Origin of the sequence: Clostridium lundense DSM 17049 (assembly GCF_000619945.1) — a bacterium.
GTDB classification, from domain to species: domain Bacteria; phylum Bacillota; class Clostridia; order Clostridiales; family Clostridiaceae; genus Clostridium_AO; species Clostridium_AO lundense.
Map to the genome: position 1 here is coordinate 51198 of NZ_JHVC01000003.1, position 21267 is coordinate 72464.

Below are 21267 nucleotides of genomic sequence, written 5' to 3' on the forward strand. Positions count from 1 at the left end.
TAATTTATTTATTAATAACTATTTCTTTTCCATTTTTACGCCACTCTGCAAATTCTGCTGATGCTGTAAAAAGTACATCTGTAGATGAGTTAAGTGCTGTTTCGCAAGAATCTTGTAAAACACCTACTATAAATCCTACACCAACTACCTTCATAGCAATATCATTTGGAATTCCAAATAAGCTACATGCTAAAGGTATAAGTAATAGTGAACCACCCGCAACACCAGAAGCACCACAAGCACAGATAGCTGAAAGTACACTAAGAATTATTGCTGTAGCTATGTCCACTTGAATACCAAGGGTATTAACTGCTGCAAGAGTCAACACTGCAATAGTAACAGATGCTCCTGCCATGTTAATAGTAGCTCCTAATGGAATAGACACTGAATAAGTATCCTTATCTAATCCTAATTTTTCACATAAGCTCATGTTTACAGGAATGTTTGCGGCTGAGCTACGTGTAAAAAATGCTGTAATTCCACTTTCTTTTAAGCACTTAAATACAAGTGGATATGGATTTTTACGAATGCATGCAAATACAATTAATGGATTAATAACAACGGCCACAAAAATCATGCAACCAATTAAAACTACAAGTAGGTGTCCATAACTAAGTAAGGACTTTATTCCATTTGTAGCAATAGAATCAAATACAAGACCCATAATTCCTATTGGTGCAAAATTTATAACCCATTTAACTATTTGAGATACTGCATCTGAAAAATTAGAAATCATTGTTTTGGTAGAATCAGGAGCGCTTCTTAAAGCAAATCCAAGAAGTATTGCCCAGGATAATATACCGATATAATTAGCATTATAAAGTGCTTTTACTGGGTTATCAACAACATTCATTATTAGTGCTTTTAAAACTTCTGTAACACCGCCAGGAGCAGTAACATTTTCAGCCCCTGTTGCAAGTATTAACTTTACTGGAAACATAAAACTTGCAATAACCGCTAAAAGTCCAGCTAAAAATGTTCCTAAAAGATATAGTATAATGATAGATTTCATATTAGTTTTATGACCAGTCTTATGTTGAGCAATTGCCGACATAACTAAGAAAAATACCAATATAGGTGCAACTCCTTTTAAAGCACCTACAAATAAAGAACCTACAATGACAATTGGTTTTGCTTGATTTGGAATTGTTTCAGCCAAGATAATACCAATAATCAAGCCTACAATTATTTGTTTTACTAGACTTAATTCATTCCACTTTTTCATTAGACCTTTCATAATTTTTTCCTCCCCTGGATAAAATATAAGAATAATGCCTAGCCACCTTAGATTTGCTAAAATATCAGACTGGTTATCACTAATAACCGTATGATGATAATTAGTTTATCATAAATTTAAACGTGTGAAAAGAAAAATTTCGAATATTGTCGTAATTTATTTTTTATAGTATCTTCACGTCTGTCAGTTCAATGTTTTTATGAAATCGAGTGTATATGATACAAAAAAATATTTAAATTTCATATTTTTTCATATATAATGGAAATAACTCAAAAATTTTGTAGTAAATTATCTAGTATCCAGTAAAAAATAATATTTTTGTCAAATCTAAAGGAGGAAGAGCATTGAATAGTAAAAACATTATCCAAAAAAGTATTTTTGTGAAAATGATGGTGTATATCCTTACCCCATTATTTATTGTGTTTTTAGCTTCTGGTATGTTTTTAGAGTCAAAAACAAAAGATATTGTAACTAAAATGAATTATGATAACCTTTTAACAGAAGCTAAATCAGCCTCTAATAAAAGTAGCGAATTTTTCAAAAAGAATGAATTTTTGGTAAAGGAAATAGCTACTAATGGAGATATCATAAAACTTATGAAAGGAGTAAAAACTAGGGACAAAGTTCAAAGCGATCCTCAATATAAAGATGTAATAAATTCTTTACAACGAACAAAAGACATAGATAAAAATCTTGGTTTGGTTTGGGTTGCTTTAGATAATGCTAGCTATTTAGTTACCCAAAATCAATGGAATTGCCCATCAAGCTGGATTATTAAAGACAAGCCTTGGTATAAAGAAGCTTTACAATTAAAACATGGGGAAGTACTTTATACAGAGCCTTATGTAGATAATGTAACAGGAAAAATAGTTCTTAGCATTATACAGGTAATATATGATGAAAAAGGAACTAGTCTAGGCGCAGTAGGTGTTGATTTACTTCTTGATGAATTACCTAATATTATGAATGAATATAAAATTGGTAAAACTGGCTTTGTATTTCTAGTAAGTAAAAAAGGAGACTTAGTATATCATCCTGTAAAAGAAATGGTTTTAAAAAACAACATAACAAAAGAAAAAGGTGCTATGGGCGAAATTGGACAAAACATGGTAGCACAAAAGAAAGGTACTGGTGTATATTCTTATAACGGTGTGAATAAATATGTGGGCTATTCTCCTATATCAGCTAATGGATGGTCTGTAGCCGCAGTAATAGATCAAAGTGAATTTACTGATAAAATTTCTATGATAAGAAAATTAGTTATTCTTTCTTATGCATTAGGTGGAATTATTATTGCAGTATTAATCTTCATAATAGGAAAAGCTATAGTAAACCCTATTAAGAGGCTTGAAGGATATGCTCATAAAATGTCCGATTTAGATTTTACAGAAGATATACCAAATGAATTAGTACAAAAAGAAGATGAAATTGGACTATTATCAAAGGCTTTTCATAATATTACTGTAAATTTAAGAGACTTCGTTAAAAAAACTTCAGAAAGTGCAGAACATGTATCCTCAGCATCAGAGGAGCTTACCTCTACAAGTCAACAAACCGCTGAAGCAGCAAATGAAATCACTAAAACTATAGAGGAAATGGCTAATTCTGCTGATAGTCAAGCAAAGCAAACAGAAAGTGGAGCTATGAATGTAAATATTCTTGGAGATAAAATATCAGGAAATCAACAAATAATGAGTAATTTAAATAATACAATAGAAAAAGTAGACCTTTTAAAAAGTGAAGGATTAACTACTTTAAATGAATTAGTAGAAAAAACCCTACACAGTGAAAAGCTGTCACAAGAAGTATATAAAGTAATCATTGATAGTAATAAAAGTACAGAAAAAATAGAACAAGCTAGTGAAATGATAAAAAATATTGCATCCCAAACTAATCTGCTTGCTTTAAATGCAGCTATTGAAGCAGCTAGAGCAGGAGAGTCTGGAAAAGGCTTTGCAGTAGTGGCAGATGAAATTAGAAAATTAGCAGAGCAATCTAATAACTTTACTGACGAGATTGCTTCTGTAATCAATGAATTGGCAATTCAAACAGAAAAAGCAGTTGAAAGTATGAAATTAGTGAGCAATAACACAGAGCAGCAAACTAAAAATGTAGAAAACACAACTACAAAATTTGAAGGTATTGCAATAGCTATTGACGAAATGAAATCAGTGGTTAAAGTGCTAAATGAATCAGCAAATGAAATGGAAACGAAAAAGGATGAAATTATTTCAGTACTTGAAAGTCTATCTGCTATCTCTCAGGAAAATGCTGCAGGCACAGAGGAAGCTGTAGCTGCAGTAGAAGAACAAACTTCTTCTATTTCTGAATTAGCTAATGCTAGTGAATCTTTAGCAAAACTAGCAGAAGACATGCAGATAAATATTTCAAAATTTAAGTATTAACTAAAACTATAAAAGTTTTTATAATAACCTAAATATGTTTAAAATTTAATCTCCTCATAATAAAAATCTAGTGAATGTTTGTTATTGAATAATAACATTTTCACTAGATTTTTTTATTTATAGAGAGTATATAGTTTTGTATCCTATAAATTAAATATCAATTTCCTATTACCTTTTCAACAAATATTTTCACAATTTCAGGATCAAATTGACTACCAGCATTATTTATAAGTTCTTGTATAGCTATCTCTTTTGGCAAAGCACTTCTATAAGTTCTATCACTTGTCATAGCATCATAAGCATCAGCTATTGCAATTATTCTTGCCTTTAATGGAATTTCCTCCCCTTTAAGTCCTTTCGGATAGCCAGTACCATCCCATTTTTCATGATGTGCCAGAACATATTCTGCCATTTCCGCCATATCATTAACAGAACTCAAAATACGATATCCTATTTCGGGATGACGTTTAAATTCTTCCTTCTCTTCTTTTGTAAGCCTATCTGGTTTATTTAAAATGTTTTCATTTATGGCGATTTTACCTATATCATGCAAAAGTCCTGCTGTTTTTAGTTCTTGTATTTCTCCATCAGGTAAATCCATAACTTTCCCTATACGATCACAATACTCTGATACCCTATAGGAATGTCTCTCTTCTCTTTTATTTTTTTCATGTAGTGTATTTATAATAGCATTAATTGTTTTTCCTCTCATGCTTGGACTTTCAAAAAGTTTATTTTTATACATGAAATCCTCTGCTTTTTTCAGCACTTCAAATACATCTTCTTCTTCATAATACTTTGTGGCAGATCCAAGAGAAATTGAAAGATTTAATGATACCACCTGTTCTTTAGAAACTAACGTTGAAATACGTTTAAGGATTCTATTTGCTCCTACTGCATTTATTTTAGGTAACAATATTACAAACTCATCTCCTCCTATACGTGATATTGTTCCATTATCACCACAAACATTAATCATTACATTTGTAACCTTTTTTAATAATTCATCACCAGCCGCATGTCCAAAAGAATCATTTATTAATTTTAGACCATTAACATCTGCCATGCAAATAGTAAGCGGAAGATTTTCTTTAGTATTTAGCCTTTCAAGCTCTTCTTCAAAAAACCTTCTATTATGTAATCCTGTAAGCTGATCACAGTAACTTAGAAATTCAATTTCCTTTCGATCTTTTCTTGCAGTTGTAACATCCCTAAATACTAAAACCACACCCTTAATATTTTCCTCATTATCTTTTATAACTGAAACATTATAGGAAATGATTTTTTTCTTACCTTTCTTTGTAGTTAATATTTTATATTGGACTAGCTCTAGTGATACCATACCTTCTAATGCTTTTTTTACAGGATTATCACACTTTTCTTTTGTATCCTCATCTATAATATTAAATAAATCTTCAAAATTTAATAATTTTGCTTCTTCTTCTTTCCAGCCTGTTATCATTTCTGCTGCTTTATTAAACATTGTAATATTGCCATCTGTATCTGTAACTATAACGCCATCCCCAACAGATAACAGCGTTATCTTCAATAATTCTTTCTCTTTTTCTATTGACCTTTGACTTTTACTTAAAGCCTCATTTGCTTGTAATAGTTCCTTTGTTCGTGTATCAACCTTCATCTTAAGACTGATGCTCCATAATATCAATAAAACTATAATTAATAAAAAAATTGCTATTATCTGAATATGTTCTAATAATAACTTATAAAAGGTTTTCTCTTCATAGTCTCCTAACCATTTATTATGTATTTGATCAAATCTTCCTGTGTATTTAAGTATTTTTAGTCCAGCATTAAGGGTTACTATTAAATCATGATTTCCCTTTTTTGCAACTAAACAATATTTTACAGGGCTAATAACTAATCCATTATCCTTTAAATTTGAATATTTTTCTTTTTTTATTAAATATCGGCCTTTGATTCTTAAAGCCACCGCATAATTATATTGTTTTGTGGCCACAAGTTTAAGAGCTTCTTCAACTGTAGGCACTTCAATAAATTTAATATTGAGATTTTGTTTTTCTAAATACTCCTTGGCTATATCATTAGCTTTAACTACTACAGTTGCACCTTTTAGATTACTTATATCCTTTATATTTGTGTCATTTCTAGTAAAAACATCTGTATTAGCTACTGTGTAACCTGTTGTAAAATCATAATTTTCTTCTATATCATCACAATATGCCATACCTACTATAGCATCTATCTTACCTTTCTCCAGGTCATCTTTAATCTCATTAAAGTCACCTAATTTAACTTTCACATTAAATCCCATAACTTTTCCTATTGCATTGACAACTTCTACATTAAAACCTGTAGGGCTACCACTTTCATCCATAAAACTATATGGCTCACGATTCTTATCTGCACCTATTACTATGGTTTTACCTGAGTTTTCCATAACATTATTTACCAAATTATAACTAGATTCTTTATTATAACTTACATCTCCTTTGCTATCCATAAAAATGGTTCTTGTATAATTGTTCCATAATAAAAAAATTAATATTACAGTAGATACTATAATGAAAGCTTTATATATCCTTTTACTCATACACTTTCTCCTCGCGCATATTTTACATATTTCTACATGATATTACCAAATTAAACTAATAACTATTTTAGATATTCTACACAAAGCACATTTTTCCTTTATATAATGCATTTTTTTCATGTTTTAGACAATTTAATTAATTTATTCTTTGTTTAATACAAAAAACCATATCTTCTATAGGAGCTTAATGATTAACTTTCTTCAATAACATTTCCTAAAAAACCCTGCACTTAATTATTTTAAGTACAGGGCTATCTTTTATAAACATAGTTCCTAGCTTAAAAGTGAGTTTTTACTATCACTAAAACTTAAAAATCCTTATCCAGGAACATAGCTGCTCTTTACTCCTACTTTGAAAAAGTTAGGAGTATTAGAGTGAGTCGTTATGAATTAAATCCATTTACTTTGTTTTAAATATTTTTACAGTTTCTTCAAGTCTTATTGCCATGTCTGTAAGATCTTCTACATTCTGTGTAATTTGAGCTAATAAAGATGATTGTTCTTCTGTTAATGCTACAACTTCTTCAGTATTTGTAGAAGCATTGGCTGATATATCCTTAATATCATATACTTGTTTCATTACAGTATCTATTTTATCTTTTGAATTTGAAATATTTGAATTTACACTTTCTAAATCTCCTTTTGTACAATCAAAAGATTTTAAAATTTCATGTAAGGCTTCACTAACTTCTTTTACAATAACTTGTCCTTTATCTGACTGCATATTACCATCCTCAATAGATTTTAAAGCTTTATCAGTCTTATCTTGGATAAGTGTTATTAATTTTCTAATGCTATTTGATGAATCCAAAGATTCCTCTGCTAATTTTCTTACTTCTTCTGCCACTACTGCAAAGCCTTTTCCTGCTACTCCAGCTCTAGATGCTTCAATGGAAGCATTTAATGCTAATAAATTAGTTTGATCCGCTATTGAATTTATTATATTTACTATATTTCCTATTTCTTGTGACGTATCTTGGAGTTCTGATATTATACTTGCAGATGATCCCACACTTTTCTTTATATTTTCCATTTGCTCTACCATATTTATCATCTTTTCTCTACCACTGGCTGCTAGAGTGCTCGTTTTTTCTGAAAGATTTACTACTTTTTTAATTGCATTATTTGTTTCTCCAATACTATCTACAATATTCTTCATATCTGATGCTATAGCTTCTGCCACTTGTAATTGATTTTCAGCCCCAGAAGCTATTTCTCCAGTAGAACCTGCTATTTCCTCTGAAGCTGATGATGATTCTTTTGCTGAATGTAATAAATTTTCTGATGAAACTCTTAAATTACTACTTATTTCATTTATATTTAAAGTAATATCCTTTAAATTACTTATCATGCTATTGAAACTCATAGAAACCTTTCCTATTTCATCTTCCCTTTTTACATCTATATTCTTTGTAAGATCTCCTTTTGATACATCCATTGCTATTTTTTCTAAATTATTTAAAGGAGATAAATTTGAGGCTATTATTTTTCTTAATAAAATTCCTCCTAATATAAATGCCAAAATTGCTACTAGTATAAAGCTATATATAATTTGTTTTGATGTGTCTTCTAAATTTTTAAGCGAAAGCCCAACATTTATAGCTCCTGTAATTGCTTCTCCATCCTTTATGGGAAGCACTACATCATATACATTGGTATTATTTTTTGTATATTTATATATATTGGAATACATCTTTCCTTCTTTTATAACAGTATTACTTCCAATATCATCTTTAAGATCTAAGCCTATTCTGCTTTTATCACTATGAGCTATAACTTTTGAGTCTTGTCCTATTGTCAATGCATATACAATATTATCTGCTTTACCAATCCTATCTATAATATGTTGATGACTTGCAGCAGCATTTAATTTTTCAACTTCATTAGCTATTATTCCAGCTTGGACTAATCCACCATTTTCTAAAGCAATTGCTCCATATTTATAATAATTTTTATCAACGCTATTTGAGCTTTTTCTTATTTTCTCCATTACATTTTTGCTTTTATTTTGAAAAATTGATTGTACTAAATGATCTTTTTTATATTGATAATTTATATTTCCAGGTAAATTAGAGTAAATAATTTTACCAGACTTATCAGCTATATTTATTTCTTGAACTCCGATTTCTTTTGCAACTTTCTTTAAATAATCGTTTGATATACTAGGATTTTGCCCAACTAAATAAGCTATGTTAGAAATTTTATCATCTAATAAAGAATTCAATGCTTTCATAATTTTATCTTGATTCTGTATTTCAGATTCCATTTGTTCTACTAAATTTATTCCTTGATGTTTAAGTTGTTCTGCCATTTTTTTGCTTACTACATTATAAGCAACTGTGACCAGTAATACTATTGATATCAATAGTACCAATAAGGCACTTAAAGTTATTTTTGTCTTTAAGGAGCTTTTTTTTGCTGCCATATTTATGTCATATATAATAACCATCTCCCATTTATTCCATAATCTTATATGAAATTTTACATTATTCTACCGTTTCAGTCAAGTTCTGCTTGTAAGTGACATTTAAAAGTAATATATTTCAATTAACAAAAATAACCCCATACCTAATTATTTTAAGTATAGGGTTATTTTATATATAATTTTACTTTACTTCTCTTTTATTAAATATATATATACTAAACGCACATCCTGCAATTAAACTAATTGCTAATACAGTACATGCTAAATATATCATTTCCATAGGAATTTTTTCTTCTCCTAATATCTTTAAACTTAATTGCAAGGGGATAGTTGCTGGCCAAAAATATATCCATTTAAAATTTCCTGATTCTGAGGAAAAAACATAAAAATATATTATACAAATAACACTAAACATGCTAAAAATTAAAGGTTCTATAACTTTTTTTGTTAAAATACATACTGCAACAATTAAAGATACAAAGCAAATAAATCCAATTACAGAGGTTATATAAGCCCCTAAAACATAAAATAGGAATTCCACTGAAAAAGGCCTATGTTTCACTATTATCACTGAAATCAATGATACCACTAAGGATAACATATATACTATAGCTATAATACACATGGAAGTAATTATTTTAGCTCCAAATAACTTTCTCCTTGACATTGGGTAAGAAAACATATTTTTTATGGTATTATTCTTATATTCATTAGCAAATATCATATCTATAATCAAAGAAAATAATACAATAAAAACTACCCAATTAGTCCAAACTATTGTCTGAAAATAAGTGTTTAACACAATTAAATTATCATAATAACTAATGCTATGTCCAATTATAATAGGGATAGTAGTACATATTAAAATCATTAGTGGAAGCTTTAATCCCTTTAATTTCAAGAATTCACAATATACCGCATTAAGCATTTATATCCGCTCCTGTCATTTTAATAAAGTAATCCTCAAGATTTTCCCTTGAAAAGGTTAATTCCTTAACCCTTATATTGTTCTCCACTAAAACTTTATTGATTAGGTCACTCTTATCTAAACAATCGTAAATTTTAATTGTATTCTTATCAGCTACAATATAATCTGTAATATCTAGCTTTTCTTCTAGTAATGTACATACTTTTTTATCATTATCCACAACTATTCTCAAATGATTTCTATTTCTTTCTCTAATGGTTTCATAGTCTACCTCTTCTATAAGCTTCCCTTTAGCAATTATCCCTATTTTAGTAGCCATATGCTGAATTTCATTTAAAATGTGGCTAGATATTAATATGGTTACTTTTTTACTTTGTGATAAATTAATAAGTAGTTCCCTTATCTTTTTTATACCTATAGGGTCAAGTCCATTAGTAGGTTCATCTAAAATAAGTAATTCGGGATAATGCAAAAGTGCTTGAGCTATTCCCAGTCTTTGCTTCATTCCTAAAGAAAGGTCTTTAGCTTTTTTATTACGAACATCTAAAAGATCTACTAAATCTAAACTTTCCTCTATTCTTTTTCTATCATTTATCCCCATCATTCTTCTATGTATTTCAAGATTTTCTGCTGCTGTAAGATTTGGATAAAATGTTGGAAACTCTATTATTGAACCTATTCTTTCATACAAGTTATGACTTTTAGGAGTTAAAGTTTCTCCAAACAGCTCCACAAAACCACTTGAAGGCTTTATCAGATTTGTTATCATTCTAAGTGTAGTTGTCTTCCCTGCTCCATTTTGTCCAATAAATCCGTATATGTCCCCTTTTTCAATATTTATATTTACATTATCAACAACTCTAACATCTCCATACTGCTTAGTTAGATTTATGGTCTTAAGTATGTATTCCATATTAGCTCCCCCTAACCATTTTAATAATTAACTAACTTAATCCTCTGTTACAAGCCCTCTATCACTATAATGTTTTTCATGGTATTCTCTTATTTCATTATATAAATTAAGAGTTTCTTCTAATGTCTTATCTTTATAATTCTTTTTTATAAATTCTTCTATATCCCTATATGAAATGCTTTTTTCACTATTATTTATATATTTTAAAAGCTTTATAGTATTTTCGTGATTACTCTGGTCTAATTTATACAAAAGAGTGTTTGATATAGATCCAAGAGCATGTATACTATTCTTTTCAGGTTTATTACTTTTTATGTTACTCTCCAAATTGTCCATATATTCCTCTTTACTATTATTATAATACTCTGGCATTTTAAGTATTTTATTTTCTCTAAGTTTATTTCTTGTATTAGGAGATATATATGAATAATATATATAGTTTTTCCATGCTCCTTTTAATATTTCATTTTCATTATTTTCTTCTAGTTGCTTAAATATTGGCTCCATTAACACTGTATTTATATCATCATACCAATACTTGCCACCATATTCTGTAGGATTAAGTTTCATTAAACTTCTAAAAGGTATTAAATATGCATTGATTTCATCTTCTGCAAAATCACTTTCTACCCCATGCCATACATAAACTTTATTGTACCCTATACTTTCTCCAAACAACTCTTGTAAAACCTTACTCTGCTCATTACATATTTTAAATATTTCTTTTGCACGATCATAGTCTAAATTTTTATATTGTAAATTTATATTTTCTCCCTTTAGTAAAGTCCATTTATTGTCTTTCCAAAATTCTAACTTTAGAAAGAAGGAATTATATAAAAATAAACAGATTAGAAAAACTGCAATTACCGCCGTTGTACCTTTATAAGTAAGCTTTCTTCTTAAATGCTCTCCTCTACTTACTATAAATAAATTTAAAAGAATTAATATAGTAATTAAAATAATCATAAACAATATATTTGACCATACTTTCACTGATCTATTAATTAAATTTACATTAGTAGATAAAAAGGTGTGTCTTTCATGCCATCTAGCTCCTAACATCATTTCCGATATCCATACACCTAAAGATACACCATATCCTAATAATGTATTATTGCTAATATTGCTAACCAAAAGTCCTATCAAACTAAGCACTGTAGAATATATTACTATAATCATAAATGGAAATAAAGACTTTTCAAATCCACTAACTACTGCGGAAAGATATGCAATAAAAATTATCCCTTCACTAATAATCCATGCTGATAAATACTTTTGTATTAATACTTTATATCTAGGTATTCTAGATGTAAAAATTAAAAAATCCGTTTTCTTTTCAACTTCACTTGAAAAAATATTAGAAGTAAAAAATAACGGCAGTAAAGTTATCATAATACTTAACATGTACCACTCTCTACTGTGATTTAACAAATTAAAAATTATAACTAATACTACAAAGGTAGCTGCAATTCCTTTCATAACTTTTGATTGTTGTTTTAAATGATATTTAAAAAACATAAGCTCACCTTCTATCCATTAATTTTTTAGGAGAAAATTTTAATATAGATATTATAAGAAGTAATACTGCCAAAGCTACTATAATCGTTCTATTAATCATAATATATTTTATGGCTTCTGGCGGTAATGGCATACCTGAATATAAATTAGTAGTATATCTAGAATCTATCATTATTCCAAAATAGCTAATTGGGATTGGGGGCCCAGATGTGAACATAAACATAAACATAGGCAAAAATATAGTTAATGGTTTTAAGTTAAATAAAACTTGAAAAAAATAATTTAATGAAAGTATTGCAAAGAAAGAGGGTACAGAATAAATCATAAAATATTTTAAAAATGGAAGTAATGGATAGGGGATTTCTTTAAAATATATAGGACTAAACATCCAAGCTATATTTCCTAACAATGCAAATAATAAACAATACACATATCCACCTAAAAACTTACCTATAGCATATGTTTTTCCTTTAATAGGTTGGGAAAATATTAATATAGGCATTTCTGTTACTTCATCCTTATAATAAATACTTATAGTTATAAAAGACATTATCATTATTGCAATTGATACCAATCCATTATTACAATAATAGGCAGCATATACTTTATTCCATACCCTCCCATCAGTAATAGGGCTGTATACTAAAATTGGTGCTATTATAAATGAAATAACAGCAATAATTGTAATCCAATTTTTCAGAAGGCTTTTGAATTCCTGTTTTGCCACTGCAAAAATAGTTTTAAACATATTTCTTTTCCCCTTCCCCATATTTCATAAAGTACATATAGGCATCTTCAAGACTAGGCTCTACATCTATTCCTCCCTTTTCTCTCAAAAAATTTTCTCCTACTACTCTTAAAAAAGTTCCTTTTGATGTTCTTCTTATAGAAATAATTTCATACTTATCTTTTAAATCCAATATATCCTCTTGACTGAAAACCTGAAATTCTCTAACTTTATCTTTAGCCTTTGATATAAACTCTAAAGGTGAACCAATATACTGTATACTTCCTCTATTTAAAAGTCCTATATTTTCACAAGAACTAGATATGTCCTCTACAATATGAGTAGATAATATGACACATTTTTGTCTGCTTAATTCCACAAGAATCATTCTAAAATGAATTCTCTCTTCTGGATCAAGCCCTGCTGTTGGCTCATCTACAATTAAAATTTTAGGATCTTTCATTATGGCATGAGCAATACCCAGCCTTCTTTTCATTCCTCCTGAAAATCCTCCAACTTTTTTGTTTTTCCACTCCAAAAGATTAACTTTTTCTAATACTTCCTCTATCTTTTTTCTTCTTATATTTTTATCACCTAACTTATTTAACTGAGCCATATAATCTAAAAATTCAACAGCAGTTAAATTAGGATATATAGAAAATTCCTGTGGAAGATATCCTACTATATTTCTAACTTCTAATGAATGGGTTTTAGTGTCATATCCTTCTACTGTAATTTTTCCTTTGTCAGGATTAATTAATGTGATAAGACTTTTCATAAGGGTGCTTTTTCCTGCACCATTAGGCCCTAAAAGACCAAACATCCCCTCACCAATTTCTAAATTGATATTTTTTAATGCATAAAAATTCTTATTATATATTTTAGATACATTTTCAAAAGTAATCATAGGTCTCATTTGCTTTACCTCCCTGTATTAATTTTTCAGACCACTTAAAAATCTTAACTGTTCCCCTGGAACACCTAAGATTATATCAACTTAAAATAACATAACCCTTACTCAATTATTACAAAATTATTAAATATAATAATTTCTCACAAAAGAAAAAGAGCGCTAAAAATTCAAACTGCCTCCTTGAAGTAAACAGTTCTATTATTTAAACTGTTTACCACGACAGGAGCATATCATTTCAGCACTCTTTTTCTATATTTTTATCAGATGTATTATATACATGTAAATAAAATGAAACTATAGTTTTATTATTTTCACTACTTACATAAATTTCACCATTATGCTTTTCTACTAAAGTTTTAGCAATACACAATCCTAATCCACTTCCACTATATTTTAAATTACGAGATGGTTCTGATGTGTACAGTCTGTCAAATATATAAGGAATATCTTCTTTAGAAATAGTTTTACCTGTATTTTCAATAATCACCCATACCTTATCCTCATCTTTTTTAGTCCTAACAGCTACAAAATCTTTTGCATATCTTAATGTATTTGAGAGTAAGTTAGATACTATTCTGTTTACTTTAATATTATCTCCCATTACAAACAGTGAACCCTCATCTAATCTTATTTCCGGGGTAATATTTCTCTCCATAAAATCATTATAGAAATTTGCCAATACTTCTGTTACATTTTCATTTATATCAATTTTTTGGAGATTCAAAAACATGTCCTCCGAGTCCATCTTGGAAAGTTCAAAAAAATCTTCTAATAAAGAATATAAATAATTACTCTTTAATGATATTGTATCTATATAGCTTTGCTTCTTTTCTTCAGTTAAATTCTTATTAGTTTGAAGTAGCTCAGTAAATCCTAATATAGCTGTTAACGGAGTTCTTAAATCATGAGAAATATTTGAAATTAGCTTTTTTCTAGACATTTGGAGATAGTAGTTTTTTTCTTGTATATCCTGAAAATTATCTAAAACATGATTAAAATCATTTGATACATTTTTTAAATGTTTATTAGTTGTTTGTATACGAATTCTTCCATTTAAATTATTATTTTTGATACCATCTAAAGTATTATGTATTTTCTTAAGATTAGTACACATATTTATGTAAAGGGATAATACAATAATAACTGCTAGAGATAGAACTAACACAAGTACCTGATTCATTTATTCTTCTCCCCCAAACTTATATCCAATTCCCCATATGGTTTTCACATATATAGGAGATGAGGGGCTGTCCTCTATTTTTTCTCTAAGCCTTCTTATATGAACTATTATTGTGCTTTCATCAGATAAATAACTATCTTCCCATACTGATCTGTAAATTTGGGATTTTGTAAAAACTTTGTTTGGATTAAACATTAAGAGTTTTAATATTTCAAATTCCTTTAATGTAAGATTAATAACTTTTCCTTTTTTTGTTACTTGATAATTATCCATGTTTAATTGAAGACTTCCCCGCTGTAATAAATTATCTTCACAGATATCCGGCTTACTAAAAATCAAATATCTTCTAAGCTGTGACTTTACTCTTGCCACCAGTTCTGCAACTATAAATGGTTTTGTCATATAATCATCTGCGCCTATTCCAAGTCCTAATATTTTATCAATAGGATCACTTTTAGCTGATAAAATAAGTACAGGAATTTTGCTTTTTTCTCTAACTTGCCTTAGTACTTCTTCTCCATTAATAATAGGAAGCATTAAGTCTAATATTATTAGTTCATAATTATTTTGTGAGAATTTTACCAATGCCTCTTCTCCATTAAATGCAGAATCTATATTATAATTTTCTTTAGTTAAAGCTTCCTTAATTAATTCATTAACTTTCAAATCGTCTTCAACTAAAAGAATATTTGGTCTATCCATAAACAGCACTCCTTTAGTTAGTTTTATGTACATTTTCCTTTACACAGAAATATCCATATCTCGTCTATATATTTTTTAATATAATTCTATATTCTTATTATCTTACACCTACACGCTATAATTGTATCATAATGTACAAAAAATAAGCCAGGATAGTTTTTTAATCCCGACTTATTCTGAAATATTTGTTTACTTTTTATTACTTCATCTTAAACTATCACTTAGATTTAGAATTGGTTTGTAGCTTAACTTGAGACTTTGTTTGAGGTTTAGTTCCAGTTTTAGCCTTTGCTTTAGTTTTAGATTTTAAATTAGTATTTGCTTTAGATTGTATTTTTACATTTGTTTTTGCTAATTTCTTTGTTCCATCTACTTTTAACTTCAATACTTGTCCACTTCGAATTACATAAGGACTCTTTATATTGTTAATCTTAGCTATATACTTCCAATCAACCTTTGTCTTAGCTCCTATTGTGTATAAATTATCTCCTTTCTTAACAGTATACTTCTCTGCTGCAAAAACCATTGTGGATGAAAATATCAATGAAACGCCTACAGCTGCTGATACTATAAAATTTGTTCTTTTATTTTTCACAATTCCATCTCCCTATTTTTAAAATATTTTGAAATAAAAGGAATATTCTATAATAAAATAAAAATTCCTTCCTAAATTTTAATATTTTTTTGTTATATCATTAAGTAATTTCTGCAAATTAATAAACCCTGTAAATAGTTATTTATATTCACTATTTACAGGATTTATTATCTATCTGTTATTAAATTATTTGGGGCTAATTAATACATTTATTTACTTACTGTATATCTTATATTATTTATAAAATATTCTCCTTCTAACTCTTCCATAGGTTGCAGGAACTTACCTTCTGCCTCAGTTTGTCCTTCTTTTAAACTTGGTAAATATACTGAGTTTACTATTTCTCCATATTTAGTAACTACTAAAGTTATTCCATCTCCTGTTATATCATTTTTAGTAAAAGGTTCTGTAAATTTAATTTTAATTTCTTCTTTAGTTAAAGATTCTATAGAGAATAAAGGCTTTATTTGAAATGGCCTTGATATATATTCATCCATTTCATTTCCAGCATCATCTGAAATTCCACCTAATAATACCCTCCAGTTACCTTCTGTTAAACTAGTCTCAGGAGTTATATAAAATAGTCCATAATCTCTAAATCTATTTATTCCTGAAGTATTCTTATCTAAATCAAAATCAAATGAAATTTCATCCATCTTGATTGATAGAGCCTTCTGAAGTTCATTGGCTTTTGTATCAGCTGGTAAAATATCTGTCATTAAATCATAGCTTCCATCTACTACTATGTCATTACCATCCTCATCTTTTAATATATTTCCCTTTTCGTCCACCTTTTGAAACTGAGCTTTAAGTTCTGGAAGGAAATTGTCATATGTTCCAATCTGTGATGGACTTGGGGTTAAAGGGTTGTGATCTTTATATATAACTGGTGGTATAACACCATCATCAGCCATTTCCTTTGTGTATAATTGAATAGGTTCATTAAAAACAACCCCTAAACTTCCAGCCTTTTGGACTCCATTAGATCCTATTTTATCATAGATTAATTTTTGTCCTACTACATAAGGCTTACTGTCATCTTTATATAACTCTATGTCTCTATCTGCTGTTATTTTTCCAGTTCCCTCATTATCCTCAATAATATTTCCCTTTTCATCCTCTAAGCCTTCACCTATAAGTCTTAACCCTTTAACTTTATCATCATAATAATGTATATCTGTTTTTTCTGTATTTAAAATTAAATCCCAATCTTGAGTAAGTTCTAATACAAATCTATTCTTAGACTCAATTGCATCATCAGGTCTTATAAAGCAAGTTACTTTTTCTCCACCTTTAACATTGGCTAAAGCTTTCTCTTGACTAGTACCATTCATTTTAACTTCTATTTCTCCAAGTTTATCCACTCCATAAGGATCTTTCTTCGTTTTATCTGGTACTATAATTTTAAAACTACCTTTATTAGGATTTATATCTTTGTTAAAAGTTACTATAAATTGTTCTACAGATTCATTTTTCCCATCTTTATCATGACTATAATCTCCGTCCTGATACCAATCTACTCTATAATCTGTTTTTTTTTATCATCTGTATTTCCATTGTTGTTTTCGTTATTATTTTCACCGTTATTTACATTACCGTTCTCTTTACCATCATTATTGTTTACATCACTATTCTCTTTACCATTTGGGTTGTTATTTTCATTACTACTTTCACCATTTCCAGTACTTGGTGCATTTTTTACAGTGTATTCCATAGTATTTATAAGGAATGTTCCTTCAAGGTTTTCTAGTGGTGCATTAAACTTTCCTTCTGCTTCAGTTTGTCCTTCTTTTAAGTTTTCAAGCCATGCAAAACTCATTTTTTTGTCTTTTGCTACTACAATTATAACCTTGTCTCCATAAATCTTGTCCCCTTTAAATGGCTCTGTAAACTTTACTTTAATACCTTCCTTAGTTAATTCTGTTATACTAAAATAAGGAGTTATATTAAATACTTCTGATACATACTCATCCATTTCGTTTCCTGCATCATCAGAAAATCCTTTAACTACTAATCTCCACTTACCTTCTGTTAAGCATTCTTCTGGATTAATTAAGTAGCTTCCAAAATCTCTAAATCTACTTATTCCTTCATTTTTAGCATCAAAATCAAATTTAAAATCTACATCATTCATTCTCAAAGCGATCTTATCACCTTTTGAATCTCCTTCTTCACCAGTTTTAAAAATATCTCCCATTAAACCATACTTTCCTTTTATTCTTATAGGATTTCCGCTTTCATCTTTCTGAACATTATTATTTTCATCTACTTTTTCATAGTAAACATTAAATAATGGAAGTCCATTAGCTTCTTTCTTTAACTGCTCTTGGCTTGGTGTTAATGGATTATATCCCTGATATACAGCTGGTAACTTCTCATTAGCATCTTTAAATTCTTTTACCATTTCTTCAGTAAGAATTTGTACTGGTTCATTAAATACTATTCTTGTGTTTCCAGCATTTTGGAATCCATTTTCACCAATTTTATTGTATATTATTTTATTTGTAACTATATAAGGTTTTTCAGTATCTTTTACAAGTTCAATATCCCTTGCTGCTGTTATTTCTTTTGAACCTTTACTATCCTCAAGTATATTTCCCTTTTCATCTTCTAGTCCTTCCCCAACTAATCTTAAGCCTTTAACTCTATCATCATAGTAGTTAATTCCTGTGCTTTCTGTATTAAATATTCTTGTCCAATCTTCTGTTAATTCAATAACTACTCTATCTATTATTCCTCTGTTCTTTATAGTAAAGCAAGTTACTTCTTTTCCACCATCAATATTAGCTAAAGCTTTAGGATTATTTGTTCCATCCATTGTAAATTCTATTTCTCCAAGCTTATCCGCTCCATAAGGATCTTTTTTTGTTTTATCTGGTACTATAATTTTAAAAGTACCTTTGTCTGATTTTATAGGTTTATCAAATGTTATTACAAATTGCTCTACAGATTCATCTTTTCCATCCTTATCATGTTTATAATCTCCGTCTTGATACCAATCTATGTTAAGCTTTTGGCTTTCACCATTATTTGTATCTCCATTATTATTTTCATCTTTATCATTATCATTTCCAGGTACTTTAGCCTTTTCTAGGGCATTTCTTACAGCATCCTTAATACCTATTGAACTATATGTAGCTCCTGTTACATTATCTACTTCTGGAGTTTGCTTATTTAATATCTTTCCTAGTATAGCTTTTGCTTTATCAAAGAAAGACTTTGTATCCTTTGCTTCAATTATATCTACATTATTCATTTTGCCATCTTTAATAGTAACTTTAACTTTTATTGTGGATTTATGTCCTTCACCTTCACCTTCATATACTCCATCTTTATAGATTTTTTCTTGTGGTTTTTCTTCAGGCTTTTGTTCAGGCTTCTCTTCTGGTTTTTCAACATTATCCACATTGTATTCCATTGTATTTACATAAACAATGCCCTTTAAGTTATTTATTGGTTTTGCAAAAGTTCCTTCTGCTTCTACTTGTCCATCTTTGATATTCTCAATCCAAGTAAATCCATAAGATTTCCCTCTATCATTAGTAATTACTACAGGTATTTTATTCCCCCATAATGAACTCTTTTTGAAAGGCTTTGTAAATTTAATTTTCACTTTATTTGGTGTAAGTTCTGCTACTTCAAAATACTTAGTTATTTCTATTGGTTCAGATACATAATCATCCATTTTGTTTCCAGCATCATCTGATACATTTTTAACTACTAGCTGCCATTTTCCTTCTGATAAGCATTCTTCTGGACTTATTAACATAGTGCCATAATCTCTAAATCTAGTAATTCCCTTATTATTAGCATCAAAATCATATTTAAATTTTAACTTATTTAATCTTAATTTAATCTTATCTCCATTTTCTTCTACAGCTTCATCATTTTCAAACACATCTCCACGGTTAGCATAAATTCCTTTAACAACTATTGGTTTTCCATCTTTGTCTAATACTTCTTCACCTTTATCATTAATTTTTACATATTCAGCTTTAAAAACAGGTACTCCTTGATCTTTAGATTTTAACTGTTCCTGACTTGGTGTTATTGGATTATACTGAATATATTTTTCTTTTGCAAAGCTTCCTACTACATAAGGCTGCTTGACATTTAATTTTTTCATATCCTCTACATTTTTTTCAGTTAATAACTGTACTGGTTCATTGAATAGTATTCTTGTTTTTCCTGCTATTTGAATACCATTTTCACCAATTTGTGTATATATAGGCTCATGAGCTACAATATATGGCTTCTGATCATCTTTTGCTAATTTAATATCTCTTTTAGCTGTGATCCTATTTCCACCTAAAATATCCCCTACCTTATTTCCATTTTCATCTTCAAGATCTTCCGCTTCAAGTCTTAACCCTTTAACTATATCATCATAATAATTTATACCTGTCTTTTCTGTATTTAATATTCTTGTCCAATCTTCTGTTAGTTCAATTACAAATCTATCTGTATATCCTTCTTTTATAGATTCATTTTTCCCCTTATCTTTTACTATAAAAAATCCTACTGGTGCTCCACCTTCCACATCTTCAAGAGACTTACTTTTTAAAGTTCCATCTAAAGAGCATTCTATTGTTCCAAGTTTGTCTTTACCATAAGGATCTTTTCCTTTATTGTTAGGAACTATGACTTTAAGTTTTCCTTTATTTTGTTTAACTGGTTTATTAAGATATACCACAAATTGTTCCACAGATTCATCCTTACCATCTTCATCATGACTATAGTTTCCATCTTGATACCAGTCTAAAACAAAATCACCTTTAACTGTTGGATCTTGTCCATTAAATTTAACTATATCATTAGGTATAGTATCTAATCCTTTTGCATTTTTTAAGTTATTAAAGTTTTCAATATCCTTTCCTGTATACCACTTCCCATTATATTTATAGTAAACTCCATTATTTTCATCAACTGATTTTGAAGCACCTACAAAAGTATTTAAATTATACTGTGAACTATTTACATTATCTAACTCAAATAAATGTCTTCCTACAACTAAAGAGTTGTCTGATATGCTTGGTAACTTTGCAAGAGGTGCTGCAAAAGCTGACCCGCATGTTCCTAAAATCATCACTGAGGATAATGTAAGTGAACATATTTTCTTTCCCATATTATTTTTATTATTATTCATTTGGTA

At 28.9% G+C, this 21267-nt stretch carries 14 protein-coding genes; 1 reads left to right on the forward strand and 13 read right to left on the reverse strand.

Translation table 11 applies throughout. The annotated features are described in order from the left end of the window. Window positions 1–4: 4 nt before the first annotated feature. Window positions 5–1237: a serine/threonine transporter SstT gene (sstT, locus tag T514_RS0106260; RefSeq protein WP_027623998.1), complete on the reverse strand. Its 1233-nt coding sequence runs from the start codon at window positions 1235–1237 to the stop codon at window positions 5–7. Window positions 1238–1623: 386 nt separating this feature from the next. Between sstT and T514_RS0106265 the strand changes: the two genes are divergently transcribed. Beyond that, window positions 1624–3642 (forward strand): methyl-accepting chemotaxis protein, encoded by a 2019-nt coding sequence (locus tag T514_RS0106265; protein ID WP_051541893.1) that lies wholly within the window; start codon window positions 1624–1626, stop codon window positions 3640–3642. A gap of 157 nt (window positions 3643–3799) precedes the next feature. Here T514_RS0106265 and T514_RS26065 read toward each other — a convergent pair whose 3' ends face one another. The 12 genes from T514_RS26065 to T514_RS25605 form a co-directional block, all read right to left on the reverse strand. Next, the gene (locus tag T514_RS26065; protein WP_084284382.1) at window positions 3800–6214 is read right to left on the reverse strand and encodes an HD domain-containing phosphohydrolase; all 2415 of its coding nucleotides are present in this window, start codon (window positions 6212–6214) and stop codon (window positions 3800–3802) included. Between the two features lie 400 nt (window positions 6215–6614). Further along, window positions 6615–8639: a methyl-accepting chemotaxis protein gene (locus tag T514_RS0106275; protein WP_027624001.1), complete on the reverse strand. Its 2025-nt coding sequence runs from the start codon at window positions 8637–8639 to the stop codon at window positions 6615–6617. Between the two features lie 181 nt (window positions 8640–8820). After that, on the reverse strand, window positions 8821–9567 hold the full coding sequence (locus tag T514_RS0106280; RefSeq protein WP_027624002.1) for an ABC transporter permease: 747 nt from the start codon (window positions 9565–9567) through the stop codon (window positions 8821–8823). Beyond that, on the reverse strand, window positions 9560–10480 hold the full coding sequence (locus T514_RS0106285) for an ABC transporter ATP-binding protein (RefSeq protein WP_027624003.1): 921 nt from the start codon (window positions 10478–10480) through the stop codon (window positions 9560–9562). Before T514_RS0106285 ends, T514_RS0106280 begins: the two co-directional genes overlap by 8 nt. Window positions 10481–10516: 36 nt before the next feature. After that, the gene (locus T514_RS0106290; protein WP_027624004.1) at window positions 10517–11998 is read right to left on the reverse strand and encodes an ABC transporter permease; all 1482 of its coding nucleotides are present in this window, start codon (window positions 11996–11998) and stop codon (window positions 10517–10519) included. Window positions 11999–12002: 4 nt separating this feature from the next. Beyond that, a complete protein-coding gene (locus tag T514_RS0106295; RefSeq protein WP_027624005.1) occupies window positions 12003–12746 on the reverse strand; it encodes a membrane protein in 744 nt (247 codons plus the stop codon). Next, the gene (locus T514_RS0106300; protein WP_027624006.1) at window positions 12739–13641 is read right to left on the reverse strand and encodes an ABC transporter ATP-binding protein; all 903 of its coding nucleotides are present in this window, start codon (window positions 13639–13641) and stop codon (window positions 12739–12741) included. The genes T514_RS0106295 and T514_RS0106300 overlap by 8 nt, the downstream gene beginning before the upstream one ends. A gap of 232 nt (window positions 13642–13873) precedes the next feature. Next, window positions 13874–14818, reverse strand: a complete 945-nt coding sequence (locus T514_RS0106305; protein ID WP_027624007.1) for a sensor histidine kinase — start codon at window positions 14816–14818, stop codon at window positions 13874–13876. After that, complete coding sequence (locus tag T514_RS0106310; RefSeq protein ID WP_027624008.1) at window positions 14819–15520, reverse strand: response regulator transcription factor; 702 nt, start codon at window positions 15518–15520, stop codon at window positions 14819–14821. 217 nt (window positions 15521–15737) lie between these two features. Continuing rightward, window positions 15738–16115: a LysM peptidoglycan-binding domain-containing protein gene (locus T514_RS24000; protein WP_027624009.1), complete on the reverse strand. Its 378-nt coding sequence runs from the start codon at window positions 16113–16115 to the stop codon at window positions 15738–15740. A 209-nt stretch (window positions 16116–16324) separates the two neighbouring features. Then, on the reverse strand, window positions 16325–17479 hold the full coding sequence (locus tag T514_RS0106320; protein ID WP_027624010.1) for a hypothetical protein: 1155 nt from the start codon (window positions 17477–17479) through the stop codon (window positions 16325–16327). A 152-nt stretch (window positions 17480–17631) separates the two neighbouring features. Further along, window positions 17632–21261 carry an FMN-binding protein gene (locus T514_RS25605; RefSeq protein WP_051541849.1) on the reverse strand — a complete coding sequence of 1210 codons (3630 nt, stop codon included), beginning with the start codon at window positions 21259–21261 and terminating at the stop codon, window positions 17632–17634. Window positions 21262–21267: the final 6 nt, after the last annotated feature.

Excerpts from the sequence above, each read along its gene's own strand:
- sstT (WP_027623998.1), bottom strand. The coding sequence starts at position 1,237 with ATGAAAGGTCTAATGAAAAAGTGGAATGAATTAAGTCTAGTAAAACAA.
- T514_RS0106265 (WP_051541893.1), top strand. The coding sequence starts at position 1,624 with ATGATGGTGTATATCCTTACCCCATTATTTATTGTGTTTTTAGCTTCT.
- T514_RS26065 (WP_084284382.1), bottom strand. The coding sequence starts at position 6,214 with ATGAGTAAAAGGATATATAAAGCTTTCATTATAGTATCTACTGTAATA.
- T514_RS0106275 (WP_027624001.1), bottom strand. The coding sequence starts at position 8,639 with ATGGCAGCAAAAAAAAGCTCCTTAAAGACAAAAATAACTTTAAGTGCC.
- T514_RS0106280 (WP_027624002.1), bottom strand. The coding sequence starts at position 9,567 with ATGCTTAATGCGGTATATTGTGAATTCTTGAAATTAAAGGGATTAAAG.
- T514_RS0106285 (WP_027624003.1), bottom strand. The coding sequence starts at position 10,480 with ATGGAATACATACTTAAGACCATAAATCTAACTAAGCAGTATGGAGAT.
- T514_RS0106290 (WP_027624004.1), bottom strand. The coding sequence starts at position 11,998 with ATGTTTTTTAAATATCATTTAAAACAACAATCAAAAGTTATGAAAGGA.
- T514_RS0106295 (WP_027624005.1), bottom strand. The coding sequence starts at position 12,746 with ATGTTTAAAACTATTTTTGCAGTGGCAAAACAGGAATTCAAAAGCCTT.
- T514_RS0106300 (WP_027624006.1), bottom strand. The coding sequence starts at position 13,641 with ATGAGACCTATGATTACTTTTGAAAATGTATCTAAAATATATAATAAG.
- T514_RS0106305 (WP_027624007.1), bottom strand. The coding sequence starts at position 14,818 with ATGAATCAGGTACTTGTGTTAGTTCTATCTCTAGCAGTTATTATTGTA.
- T514_RS0106310 (WP_027624008.1), bottom strand. The coding sequence starts at position 15,520 with ATGGATAGACCAAATATTCTTTTAGTTGAAGACGATTTGAAAGTTAAT.
- T514_RS25605 (WP_051541849.1), bottom strand. The coding sequence starts at position 21,261 with ATGAATAATAATAAAAATAATATGGGAAAGAAAATATGTTCACTTACA.